This is a genomic window from Paracoccus aminophilus JCM 7686 (assembly GCF_000444995.1).
Taxonomy (GTDB): Bacteria; Pseudomonadota; Alphaproteobacteria; order Rhodobacterales; family Rhodobacteraceae; genus Paracoccus; species Paracoccus aminophilus.
The window spans coordinates 317,551-329,081 of sequence record NC_022049.1 but is presented as its reverse complement, the minus strand read 5'-3'; the positions used below and the strand labels follow the sequence as shown (position 1 = coordinate 329,081).

The 11,531-nt window shown below is 66.0% G+C and carries 10 protein-coding genes; 8 read left to right on the top strand and 2 right to left on the bottom strand.

All coding sequences use genetic code 11. The annotated features are described in order from the left end of the window. Positions 1-65 precede the first annotated feature (65 nt). Both JCM7686_RS19590 and JCM7686_RS19585 read right to left on the bottom strand, forming a co-directional pair. The gene (locus JCM7686_RS19590) at positions 66-1,322 is read right to left on the bottom strand and encodes an NAD(P)/FAD-dependent oxidoreductase (protein ID WP_020952458.1); all 1,257 of its coding nucleotides are present in this window, start codon (positions 1,320-1,322) and stop codon (positions 66-68) included. A gap of 134 nt (positions 1,323-1,456) precedes the next feature. Next, positions 1,457-2,317: an AraC family transcriptional regulator gene (locus JCM7686_RS19585; RefSeq protein WP_041528254.1), complete on the bottom strand. Its 861-nt coding sequence runs from the start codon at positions 2,315-2,317 to the stop codon at positions 1,457-1,459. A gap of 225 nt (positions 2,318-2,542) precedes the next feature. Here JCM7686_RS19585 and JCM7686_RS19580 point away from each other — a divergent pair, with 225 nt between their 5' ends. The 8 genes from JCM7686_RS19580 (at position 2,543) to JCM7686_RS19545 (ending at position 11,505) form a co-directional block, all read left to right on the top strand. Further along, positions 2,543-3,745, top strand: a complete 1,203-nt coding sequence (locus tag JCM7686_RS19580) for an MFS transporter (RefSeq protein WP_020952456.1) — start codon at positions 2,543-2,545, stop codon at positions 3,743-3,745. A gap of 101 nt (positions 3,746-3,846) precedes the next feature. Continuing rightward, complete coding sequence (locus JCM7686_RS19575; RefSeq protein WP_051201708.1) at positions 3,847-4,503, top strand: TetR/AcrR family transcriptional regulator; 657 nt, start codon at positions 3,847-3,849, stop codon at positions 4,501-4,503. Positions 4,504-4,514: 11 nt separating this feature from the next. Beyond that, positions 4,515-5,996, top strand: coding sequence for an MFS transporter (locus JCM7686_RS19570; RefSeq protein ID WP_020952454.1), 1,482 nt, complete (start codon positions 4,515-4,517; stop codon positions 5,994-5,996). A 365-nt stretch (positions 5,997-6,361) separates the two neighbouring features. After that, positions 6,362-7,429, top strand: coding sequence for an ABC transporter substrate-binding protein (locus JCM7686_RS19565; RefSeq protein ID WP_020952453.1), 1,068 nt, complete (start codon positions 6,362-6,364; stop codon positions 7,427-7,429). Beyond that, a complete protein-coding gene (locus tag JCM7686_RS19560; protein ID WP_020952452.1) occupies positions 7,426-8,274 on the top strand; it encodes an ABC transporter permease in 849 nt (282 codons plus the stop codon). The genes JCM7686_RS19565 and JCM7686_RS19560 overlap by 4 nt, the downstream gene beginning before the upstream one ends. After that, positions 8,250-8,963, top strand: coding sequence for an ABC transporter ATP-binding protein (locus JCM7686_RS19555; protein WP_020952451.1), 714 nt, complete (start codon positions 8,250-8,252; stop codon positions 8,961-8,963). The genes JCM7686_RS19560 and JCM7686_RS19555 overlap by 25 nt, the downstream gene beginning before the upstream one ends. A 14-nt stretch (positions 8,964-8,977) precedes the next feature. Next, positions 8,978-10,366: an LLM class flavin-dependent oxidoreductase gene (locus JCM7686_RS19550; protein WP_020952450.1), complete on the top strand. Its 1,389-nt coding sequence runs from the start codon at positions 8,978-8,980 to the stop codon at positions 10,364-10,366. Positions 10,367-10,449: 83 nt separating this feature from the next. After that, positions 10,450-11,505: an aldo/keto reductase gene (locus tag JCM7686_RS19545; RefSeq protein ID WP_020952449.1), complete on the top strand. Its 1,056-nt coding sequence runs from the start codon at positions 10,450-10,452 to the stop codon at positions 11,503-11,505. Positions 11,506-11,531: the final 26 nt, after the last annotated feature.

Sequence of the window (11,531 nt, the reverse complement as noted above, 5' to 3'; positions counted from 1 at the left end):
TTTTTCTCTGTGATCCGGGGAAGGGCTTGGCTTGCGCTTTGGCGCGCGCGCCTGAAAACCCGGGCCTAATCGCGCCGCCAGGGATCGCGCTGGGTGATCAGCCGGGCCGAGCTTTGCCCCCAGAGGAACGTCCAAAGCCAGCTGATCGAGACCAGCAGCCGCGAGCGCGCGCCGATCAGGAAATAGATATGGGCAATGCCCCAGAACCACCAGGCGAGACGCCCGCGCAGCCGGTAGCGGCCAAATTCGATCACGGCGGCATTGCGCCCGACCGTCGCGAGATTGCCCATGTCGCGATAGCGAAACGGCGCGGGGGGCTCTTTGCCGGACAGCCGGGCGCGGATCACCCGCGCGGCATAATCGCCCTGTTGCTTGGCGGCGGGGGCGACGCCCGGGACCATGCGGCCCTCGCTTTCGACATGGGCGGTGTCGCCCAGAACGAAGACGGCGGGATCATCGGGCAGGGTCAGTTGAGCCGAGACCATCGCGCGTCCGGCACGGTCGGTTTCCGCGCCCAGCCAGATCCCGGCGGGCGAGGCCTGCACGCCTGCGGCCCAGATCACCGTGCGGGCCGGGACGAAATCCGTGCCGATGGTCACGCCCTCTTCCGAGCAATCGGTGACGGGCGTGCCGGTGCGCAGCTCGACCCCGCGCCGCGTCAGCGCGCCTGCGGCATAATCGGTCAGCGGCTCGGAGAAGCTCGGCAGGATGCGCGGCCCGGCCTCGATCAGCAGAATGCGGGCGCGGGTCGTGTCGATGCGGCGAAACTCGCCGGGCAGGGTGCGATGGGCCAGCTCGGCGATCATCCCGGCGAGCTCGACCCCGGTCGGCCCCGCGCCAATCACCGCGAAGGTCATCAGCGCCGCGCGGGTCTCGGGATCCTCGCTCGCCTCGGCCTCTTCAAACGCGAGCAGTAGGCGGCGGCGGATCGTGGTCGCATCCTCCAGCGTCTTGAGCCCCGGCGCGGTGCTTTCCCAGTGATCCTTGCCGAAATAGGCGTGGCGCGCGCCGGTGGCGACGATCAGCGTGTCATAGGGGATCTGGCTGCCGTCGTTCAGCGTCACGCGCTTTTGGCCGCGATCAATGCCGACGACGCGGGCAAGCAGGGTCGTCACATCCTTGCGCTTGCGCATCAGCGCGCGCACCGGCCAGGCGATATCCGAGGTGGCGAGCACCGTCGTTGCGACCTGATAGAGCAGCGGCTGGAACAGATGGTGGTTGCGCTGGTCGATCAGCGTGATCTCGCAGCCTTGCCCCTTCAGCCCAAGCACCGCCGAGAGCCCGCCAAATCCTGCGCCGATAACCACGATCCGATGCGCCATGCCGTTTCCTTCTGATTGCCGCAGATGGGTGTTTGGGTTTGAGGATGCAAAGACCTGCCCGCGCCCGCAAGGGAAAGCGCCCGACGCGCACATGGGTTCCCTGTGGCGCGGTTCCCTGTGATGAGGTTCCGGCCTTATGGCGCAGTCGCGCCCGGTCTTGCCCCGCCCCCCGTGCGGCTGAAATAGCGCGCGGGCGTGGTGCCAAGCGATTTGCGGAACATGGTGATGAAGGCGGTGACAGAGGCATAGCCCAGCTCTTCGGCGACATGCTGGACCGAGGCCCCGCCCGCCAGCGCCCGCAGCGCGATCAGAAGGTGAAGCTGGCGCCGCCATTGCCCAAAGGCGAGCCCGGTTTCGCTTTCAAAAAGCCGCGCAAGCGAGCGCTCGCTCATCGCGACCGCGCGCGCCCAATCGCCCAGCTTGCGCCGGTCCGAGGGGGTTTCGGTCAGCGCCGCGGCGATCTCGCGGATGCGGGGATGGGCCGAGACTGGCAGGTGCAGGTTCTGGCGCGGCGCGGCATGAAGATTGTCGAGAATCACGCCGATCAGCCGCGCGGTTGCGGGGTCAGCTGCGGGGTCGGTCGCGGGGTCGGTTACGGTTTCGGTCGCGTCCTTCTGCGACTGGGCTGCGAGATGCAGAATCATCTCGCGCAGCATCGGCGAGAGCGCCAGCGTGCAGGCCTCGGCGGGCAAAGCCTGCTCGGGGCCATCCGGCGCATCGGGGGCGACGAACAGATAGACCAGCCGCGCATTGGCGGTCGCGAGGTTGCTGTGATCGAGCCCGCCGGGGATCCAGACGCCCGCCTCGGGCGGGACCAGCCACCAGCCCTCGGTCAGCCGACAGGTCACCGCGCCATGCAGCGCCATCACCAGCTGGCCCTTCTGGTGACGATGCACCGGCACCTCGCGGGCATAATCGCGGAAATCGAGCCGCAGCGCGATCACCGGCCGGGCGCTGGCATCGGGATCGAAGCGGCGGGTGGCGATGGGTCGCATTGGGGCCATGTCGGGCGGAAGATCGGGCATTTTGGCAGGATAGAGCGATTTTCTGACAAGATCACGAAATTCTTTCAAAGCCCGAGTCTTTAAGTCTGGCTCTGATTGAAGGCACGGCCAGACGGCGCTGACAGGTGGCGCTGACAGACGGTGCTGACAGGTGGCGCTGACAGGTGGCACGGCCAGAAGGCACGGCCAGAAAGCGCTGACAGAAGGAGCAGACAGATGACGTCACACACAGATAGCCAGGATGATCCGTCGCGCGCGCGGGTGATCCTTCTTGTTCTCGGGATCTTGCTGATCGCGACGACGCTGCGCGCGCCGATCACCGGGGTCGCGCCGGTCTTGGGGCTGATCCGCGAGGGGCTTGGACTTGGCCCGGGTGCGGCGGGCACGCTGACGACGCTGCCGCTTCTGGCCTTTGCGCTGGCCTCGCCCTTCGCGGTGCTGATCGGGCGCGAATACGGGCTGGAGCGTAGCCTCTTCGCCGCTGTGGTGCTGGTCTTTCTTGGCATCCTTTTGCGCTCGTTGGGCCCGGTCTGGAGCCTCTTTCTCGGGACCGGCATCATCGGCATCGGCATTGCGCTCGCCAATGTGCTGCTGCCGAGCCTGCTCAAGCGCGATTTCCCCGACAGCATCGTCGCGCTGACGAGTGCTTACGCCTTGGCGGCCGGAGTGGCGGGGGCCTCGGTCTCGGCGCTGGCGGTGCCGATTGCGACCCTGCCGGGCGGCGGTTGGGCCTTGGCGCTTGGCGCGGTGGCGGTGCTGCCGCTTCTGAGCGCGCTTGTCTGGCTGCCCCAGCTTGCCGCCCGCACCGCGCCGGGCCCCGAGACCGCGACCCCGCCCCATGGCGGCAAGGTCTGGCATTCGGCGCTGGCCTGGCAGGTGACGCTCTTCTTCGGGCTGAATTCGCTGGTCTTTTACGTCGTGATGACCTGGCTGCCCGCGATCCTGACCGATGCCGGCTATTCCGAGGCGGCGGCGGGCTCGACCCATGGGCTGATGCAGCTGGCGACGGCGGTGCCGGGGCTTTTCTTCGGGCTTTTGGTGCGGCGGCTCGCCGATCAGCGCGGGCTCGCGATCGCGCTGACCGGGCTCATGGCGGTCTCGCTGCTGGGGCTGGTGGTGATGCCCGGCGCGGCGGTGCTGTGGTCGGTGGTCTTTGGCGTCGCGGTCGGCGCGGTCTTTATTCTGGGGCTGACCTTCATCTCGCTGCGCAGCGCCAATATGCATCAGGCGGCGGCGCTTTCGGGGATGGTGCAATGCGCGGGCTATCTGATCGCGGCGGCGGCGCCTCCGTCCATCGGCGCGTTGCACGACAGGCTGGGTGGCTGGAGCCTGCCGCTTCTCCTTTGCGTCGCGATCTGCCTGATCATGGCCGTGCTCGGCGGCTTTGCCGGGCGCGCGGTTCAGATCTCGGCGGAGTGAAGGAGGCCCTCAGGCGAGGTTGTCGCAAAATCTTCTCAATCAAGTGATTGATTGTCGCGGAGCGCTGCGCTATGCCGCATCCGCGAAGACGGAAAAGCTTGATGACCTCCCTCCCTCCTGACGAAACCGGACCTGTCGGGGTCCGGCCCGAGCCAGCCTCAGATCAGCCCTCGGAACCCCGGCGCGAAAAGACCGAAGACCGGCGCGCGGCGATTGCCATCGCGGCGCGCGCGATCATTGCCGAAAAGGGCCTCGAGGGCCTGCGCACCCGCGATATTGCCGCCCGCGTCGGGATCAATATCGCGACGCTGCATTATCACGTTCCCTCGAAAGAGGCGCTGATTGCGCTGGTGGCCGAAAGCATCCGCGACATTTTCCGCGCCCAATATCACCGCCGCCCGCGCCAGTGCAAAACCGCGCGCGAGATGCTGCGCATGGAATTCGAGGATTTCGCCGAGATCCTGACCGAGACGCCGAGCCTGCTTCTCGTCATCGGCGAGCTCAATGAGCGCGCGCGCCGCGATCCCGCCATTGCCGCGATCATGTCGCCCATGTCGCAATTCTGGCGCGACCAGCTTGCTGATTTGCTGCGGCTGGGGGTGGCGGATGGCTCGTTTCGCCCCGACATCGACCCGGTTTCCGGCGCGGTGATCATCACCGGCGCCCTGACCCAATTCAGCCGCTTTCCGCATCCGGCGGGCGCGGCAGACGCATTGTTTTCGGAAATCGAACGCGCCTTTGCGCGATCCGAAGTTTGAAGGACCCCCCCATGTCACAGCAGCACAACCCGGCCATCGAGGCGCCTGATCCGCGCCGCTGGCTGTCTCTGGCGATCCTGCTGCTCGCCCTGTTCATGAACCTGATCGACGTGACCATCGTCAACGTGGCTCTGCCCTCGATGCGCGACAATCTGGGCGCCAGCGACACCCAGATCGAATGGGTGGTCGCGGCCTATGTGCTGGCCTTCGCGCTGGGGCTTTTGCCCTTCGGCCGTCTGGGCGATATCGTCGGGCGCACGCGGATGTTTCTGCTCGGCGTGACCGGCTTCACGCTTGCCTCGGCGCTCTGCGGGCTCTCGGGCTCGATCGAGATGTTGATTTTCGCCCGCGTCCTGCAGGGCATCGGCGGGGCGATGATGACGCCGCAGGTGCTGGCGATCGCCACCGTCACCTTCCCGCCGCATGAGCGCGGCAAGGCGTTTTCGCTCTTCGGGCTCGCCTCGGGGCTGGCGGCGGTCTGCGGGCCGATCCTCGGCGGTCTGCTGATCGACGCGCATCTGTTCGGGCTCGATTGGCAGCCGATCTTTCTGGTCAATATCCCGGTCGGGCTGGTCGCGCTGATCGCGGGCTGGAAGCTGATCCCAAGCCTGCCCGGCCATCCCGGCCTGCGCAATGATTACGTCGGCATCCTGCTCTTTGGCGCGGGGATCGTCTCGATCGTCTTCGCGATTGTCGAGGGGCAGCCGCTTGGCTGGCCGCTGTGGATCTTTGCGCTGATGGCGGCAGGGGCGATTTTGCTGGCCGCTTTCGTCTGGTGGCAGCGCCGCCGCGCCGAGGCCGGGCTGTCGCAACTGCTGAATTACGACCTGATGCGCAACCGCGACTATGTTTTCGGCGCCTTCGTGATGACGGTCTATGCCTCGGGGATTCCGGGCATGTTCATGGTGATCTCGCTGCTCTTGCAGGCGGGTTTCGACTTCACGCCGCTGCAATCGGGGCTGACGAACACGCCTTTCTCGATTGGCGTGCTGGTCGCCTCGCTGATCGCGGGCCGCTTTGCCCATAACTTCCTGCGCAGCCGTCTGGCGGCGGCGGGTGGTATGTTGGCGGTCGGGATCTTGTGGCTGCATTTCGTCATCGCAAGCAGCACCGAGACGATCATTCCGAGCAGCTTCCTTGTGCCGCTGCTCATCGCCGGGATCGGGCTTGGCACCGGCTTTTCCGCGCTCTTCCAGCTTGTGCTGCGCAATGTGCCGCCGCGCGATGCCGGGGCGGGCTCGGGCGCCTTGCAGGCCTTCCAGCAGATCGGCGGCGCGCTTGGTGTGGCGCTGGTCGGGCAGATCTTCTTCGCGCAACTGGGCACGAATATGGCCGCAGGCGCGGAGCGTCATATCGCCTTCGCGGGCGCGGCGGCGCTGGCGCTGTGGTATCAGGTCGCGGCTTTCGCGCTGGTGATGGGGCTGGCCTTCTTCTTCCGCGCGCCAAATCCCAGCTCCGAGACGCGGGCAACCGCGCCCGCGCTCGAAGTCTGATCGCTGCCCCCTTGCCGCAGCCGGGGCAGAGGCCGGGCAAGGGCAGGCAGGAAAAGGGGCCCCTTCAGCCGGAGGGGCCCTTTTGCTTTCGTCGCGTCTCGACGGAGGCCAAGTTGCTGCGCCCGGCTGCGGTTCCCTGCCGCGTCTCGTGACGCCACGTCCGATGAGGGGGCGCCCGCACGAATCAGCGCCACAGCAGCGCGGACGGTCTTGCGCGGCGGATCAGGCCATGTCTTCCCCGGTGGCGGCATGCGATGGGCAATTCCTTCCGCAATCGGCGCAACATACACGCACTAAATCTATCGTCATTATAGTATTTAATCCCGGACCGAGTGTGAAAACGCTTTTCTTCCGAAGGGTTGAATATGGATCATGCCTTTTTTCGCCACGCTTTGACGCTTCTGGCCGGCCTGTCGTTCAGCGGGTTTGCCGCGACCAGCCCGGCTTTGGCCGAAACCCCTTTTCTCGATAAAGTCCCCGCAGGCACCGTTTTGCGCATCGGCGATCCGGTGACGCAAAAGGTGCTCGAGGCCTCGGGCCTGATCGACCAGCTCGATTTCAAGGTCGAATGGGCCAATCTCTCGGGCGGGCCGCAAACCAGCGAGGCCTTTCGCGCCAAGGCCTTGGACATCGGCTCGGTCGCGGAAATCCCCTCGATCCACGCGACCTGGACCAATCTGCCGGTGCGCAACATCGCCTATCGCGAGCGGCTCGACACGATTGCCCATCCGATCTACCGCTTTGGCGTCACCCCGGCGCTTGGCGGCGAGATCAAGAGCCTTGCCGATTTTCGCGGCCGCCGCATCGCCTATAGCCCCGGTCAGGCGCAGGGCGCGCTGGTCTTGCGCGCGCTTGAGGCGGCGGGGCTGACGCGCAAGGATGTGACCTTGGTCGAGCTGCCGAGCACGGGCGATGTCTATCCGGTCGCGCTCGCCGCCGGTCAGGTCGATATCGCGCCTTTGGGCGGCCCGAATATCGCGCGCTATATCGAGCAATATGGCAAGGACGGCGCGGCTTTGGTCGAGCATAAATTGCGCGACGATCCGAGCCATCTCTGGGCGCCGCAATGGGTGCTCGACGATCCGGCCAAGGCTGCGGCTGCGGCGGAATATGTCAAGCTATGGGCCAAGGCCACCGAATGGGTGAACGATCACCCCGAGGAATTCATTCAGGCCTATTACGTCAAGGACCAGAACCTCACCCCCGAACAGGGCCGCGCGGCGGTCGCGCAGACCGGCATTCAGGTCGTGCCCGCCAGCTGGGACGAGGTCATTGCGCGGCACACCAAGACGATTGCGCTTTTGGCCGAAGCGACCGGCAACCGGCCCTTCAGCGCCGAAGAGATCTTCGACCGCCGCTTTGAAAAGCTGGGCGCCGGGGCGCTCGCGCCGGGATCGAGCGCGCTGAAAACCCAAGAGGTGACGCAGAAATGAGCGTCATCGCCACCAATGACTTCGCGCGCGCCCCCAGCCCCGAACCCCCACGCGCCCGCCCGCGCCGCCGCACCCGGTTGGGGCCGGGCCCGGCGATCCCCTATGGGATGCAGGCGGGCAGCTTGCTGCTGATCGTGCTTTGGACGCTCGGTTCGGCCACCGGGCTGATCGACCCGCGCATCCTCTCGGCGCCGTGGACGGTCATCGGCGCCTTTCGCCAGCTGATCGCCGACGGGCGGCTGCAAGAGCATTTCGCGATCTCGGGTTGGCGCGCGCTGTCGGGGCTGGCGGTTGGCGTCGTCATCGGCACGGTGCTTGCGGTGATCGCGGGCCTGTCGCGCTGGGGCGAGGCGCTGATTGACGGGCCGATCCAGATCAAGCGCGCGGTGCCGACCTTGGCGCTGATCCCGCTGTTGATGCTGTGGTTCGGGATTGGCGAGCAGATGAAGATCGTGACCATCATCCTTGCGGTGATCGTGCCGATCTACATCCACACCCACAACGGGCTACGCAGCATCGACAGCCGCTATGTCGAGCTGTCCGAAACGCTCAACCTCTCGCGGTGGGAGTTCATCCGCGAGGTCGTCCTGCCCGGAGCCCTGCCGGGCTTTCTGCTCGGGCTGCGCTTTGCGGTGACGCTTGCCTGGGTCTCGCTGGTCGTGGTCGAGCAGGTCAATGCCACGAGCGGCCTTGGCTATATGATCAATCTTGCGCGGACCTATGGCCAGACCGAGATCATCATTGCGGGCATCGTCGTCTATGCGGCCCTTGGGCTGGTGTCGGACGGCGTGGTGCGGCTGATCGAGCGGAGGGCGCTTTCATGGCGACGCACCCTGTCGAGCTGACGGTCGAGACCCGCGATCTGTCGCGCGCCTTCCACGGCCGCGCGATCCTGTCGGGGATCAACCTGCAAATCCCGCGCGGTGAATTCGTGGCGCTGCTCGGGCGCTCTGGTTCGGGGAAAAGCACCTTTCTCAAGGCCTTGGCCGAGCTTGACCATGACGTGACCGGCGCGGGCGTCCTGGCCGTGCCGCAAAACAAATCCGTGGTCTTTCAGGACGCGCGCCTGCTGCCATGGCGCAATGTCTTGCAAAATGTCACGCTGGGTCTGCGCGGCGCCGAGGCGGCCGGGCGGCGGATGCTGGCCGAGGTCGGGCTGGCCGGGCGCGAGGGCTCGTGGCCGGTCGAGCTGTCGGGCGGCGAGCAACAACGCGTGGCGCTTGCCCGTTCGCTGGTGCGCCAGCCCGAGCTGCTTCTGGCCGATGAGCCCTTTGGCGCGCTCGATGCGCTGACCCGGCTCAAGATGCACGACCTTCTGCGCGAGCTGTGCGCCCGCCACCGCCCCGCCGTCTTGCTGGTGACCCATGATGTCGATGAGGCGATCAGCCTCTCGGACCGCATCCTCGTGCTCGATGAGGGCCGTTTCGTCGAGGATCTTCGCAACGATCTGCCCAGCCCGCGCACGCCCGACAATCTCCGCTTCGGCCAGCTTCGCCGCCATCTTCTGGCGAAGCTTGGCGTGGCGGCCCATTGAGCAAAGGACAGCCCATGTCACGACCGCCCTCAGAAACCGCGTCAGAAACCGCCTCACAAGCGCCGTCACATCGCCAGTTGAGCCTCAACCTCTTCGTCTATCCCGGCGGCCATCACGAGGCCGGCTGGCGCTATCCGGGATCGGAACCCGAACGCATCGTCGATATCACCTATTATCAAGAGCTTGCCCGCAAGGCCGAGGCCGCGAAATTCGACGCGCTCTTCTTTGCCGATGGCCCCGCTTTGGCCGATAATGTCCGCTATGCCAGCCGCTTTCGGCTCGAGCCGCTGACGACGCTGTCGGCTTTGGCCAGCGTCACGCAAAAGATCGGCCTGATCGCCACCGCCTCGACCACCTATTACGAGCCCTATAATCTCGCGCGGCTGTTCGCGTCCGTCGATCACATCTCGGGCGGGCGGGTCGGCTGGAACATCGTCACCACCAGCGCGGCGGTGGCGGCGCAGAATTTCGGGCTGGACGAGCATCCGCACCACGCCGACCGCTATGGGCGCGCGCATGAGTTTCTCGATGTGATCACGAAACTTTGGGACAGCTGGCAGGATGACGCTTTGGTCATCGACCCGGACAGCGGCATTTTCGCCGACACCGACCGCGTCCATCAGATCAACCATATCGGCGAGCATTTCCGCGTGCGCGGCCCGCTGAACCTGCCGCGCAGCCCGCAGGGGCGGCCGGTCTATGTGCAGGCGGGGTCTTCCGAGGACGGGCGCGAATTTGCCGTGCGTCACGCCGAGGCGATTTTCACCGCCCACCAAACCCTGCCAAGCGCGCAGGCCTTTTACGCCGACATCAAGGCGCGCGCCCGCGCGGTCGGACGCAATCCCGATCACCTCAAGGTTCTGCCCGGGATCAGCCCCTATATCGGCTCGACCGAGGCCGAGGCGCGCGCGCTGCACGAAACCTTCAACAATCTGACCCAAGCGCCCTATTCGCTGGAGCTTTTGCGCCGCATCACCGGGCTCGATCTTAGCGGCCATGATCTTGACGCGCCCTTCCCGCGTCATCTGATCGCGCCGGATGGCGACAAGGCCGTCGCGAGCCGCTTTCAATTGGTGCTCGACATCGTTGACCGCGAAAAGCCGACGATCCGGCAATTGACCCATAAGCTTGCGGGCGCGCGCGGCCATTGGGTGTCGGTGGGCACGCCAGAGAAGATCGCCGATGACATTCAGACATGGTTTGAAAACGGCGCGGCGGATGGGTTCAACGTCATGCCGCCGTGGTTTCATGGCGGCTTTGATGTCTTCGTGGCCGAAGTCCTGCCGATCCTGCGCAAGCGCGGGCTTTTCCGCGAGGATTACGCGGGCGCGACCCTGCGCGACCATTTCGGCCTTCCGCGCCCCGAGAGCCTCTACGCCAGCCCGGCGCGCCAAAGCGCCTGAACACCCCTTGCGATCCGGCCCCGCTTTCATCCGGCGGGGCCGTCCTCAAGAGCCAATATCACGCACGACCAAAGGACATTTGAATGCCGCTAGACTATCGCCCTCTGGGCCGGACCGGGCTCTCGGTCTCGTCGATTTCGCTGGGGACCATGACCTGGGGGGAGCAAAACACCGAAGCCGAGGGCCATGCCCAGCTTGATCGCGCGCTCGATTTCGGCATCAACCTGATCGACACCGCCGAAAACTACGCGATCCCGCCGCGCGCCGAAACCCAGGGCGCGACCGAGCGGATTATCGGGACATGGCTGAAGGCGCGCGGCACGCGCGACAAGATCGTGCTGGCGTCAAAAGTCTCGGGTCCGAGCGACCGGACCTATCTGCGCAAGGACGGCGCGCCCCCGCGCCTTGATCGCAAGAATATCGTTGAAGCGGTCGAGGGCTCGCTTGCGCGGCTGCAAACCGATTACCTCGATCTTTATCAGATCCATTGGCCCAGCCGTCAGGTGCCGCTGTTCGGCGGCGGCAGCCATGCGCCGGTCCTTGGGACCGATCCCGATGAGGTCTCGATCGAGGAAACCCTTGGCGTTTTGGGCGATCTCGTCAAAGCGGGCAAGATCCGCCATATCGGGCTCTCGAACGAGACCGCATGGGGGCTGTCGCGCTTCCTGCATCTGGCCGAGACGCAGGGCCTGCCGCGCGTGGCCTCGGTCCAGAACGCCTATAACCTCCTCAATCGCACCTATGAGGAGGGGCTCTCCGAGTTCCATCCGCGCGAGGATGTCGGGCTGCTGGCCTATTCGCCCTTGGCGCAGGGCTTTCTCAGCGGGAAATACCGCAATGGCGCGCGGCCCGAAGGCGCGCGGGTGACGCTGTTCAATCGCGCCGACCGCTACACCAAACCCGGCGCGGCCGAGGCGGTCGAGGATTATCTCGAGATCGCCCGCGACTTCGGCCTCGATCCTGCACAGCTCGCGATTGCCTTTGTCACCAGCCGCCCCTTCGTCACCTCGAATATCATCGGCGCGACCAAGCCCGACCAGCTCGAGGCCGATCTCCAATCGGTCGATCTGCGCATCACCCCCGAGATCGAGGCGCGCCTCAATGCCGTGTTCCAACTGCGCGGCAGCCCCGCGCCGTAAGCCGTGCCGCAAGCTCTTCTTCGCAA

What these genes read in the sequence shown, in the direction of transcription:
- JCM7686_RS19550 (WP_020952450.1), top strand. Translation starts at nt 8,978, where the DNA reads ATGTCACGACCGCCCTCAGAAACCGCGTCAGAAACCGCCTCACAAGCG.
- JCM7686_RS19590 (WP_020952458.1), bottom strand. Translation starts at nt 1,322, where the DNA reads ATGGCGCATCGGATCGTGGTTATCGGCGCAGGATTTGGCGGGCTCTCG.
- JCM7686_RS19575 (WP_051201708.1), top strand. Translation starts at nt 3,847, where the DNA reads ATGACCTCCCTCCCTCCTGACGAAACCGGACCTGTCGGGGTCCGGCCC.
- JCM7686_RS19585 (WP_041528254.1), bottom strand. Translation starts at nt 2,317, where the DNA reads ATGCGACCCATCGCCACCCGCCGCTTCGATCCCGATGCCAGCGCCCGG.
- JCM7686_RS19570 (WP_020952454.1), top strand. Translation starts at nt 4,515, where the DNA reads ATGTCACAGCAGCACAACCCGGCCATCGAGGCGCCTGATCCGCGCCGC.
- JCM7686_RS19565 (WP_020952453.1), top strand. Translation starts at nt 6,362, where the DNA reads ATGGATCATGCCTTTTTTCGCCACGCTTTGACGCTTCTGGCCGGCCTG.
- JCM7686_RS19555 (WP_020952451.1), top strand. Translation starts at nt 8,250, where the DNA reads ATGGCGACGCACCCTGTCGAGCTGACGGTCGAGACCCGCGATCTGTCG.
- JCM7686_RS19545 (WP_020952449.1), top strand. Translation starts at nt 10,450, where the DNA reads ATGCCGCTAGACTATCGCCCTCTGGGCCGGACCGGGCTCTCGGTCTCG.
- JCM7686_RS19560 (WP_020952452.1), top strand. Translation starts at nt 7,426, where the DNA reads ATGAGCGTCATCGCCACCAATGACTTCGCGCGCGCCCCCAGCCCCGAA.
- JCM7686_RS19580 (WP_020952456.1), top strand. Translation starts at nt 2,543, where the DNA reads ATGACGTCACACACAGATAGCCAGGATGATCCGTCGCGCGCGCGGGTG.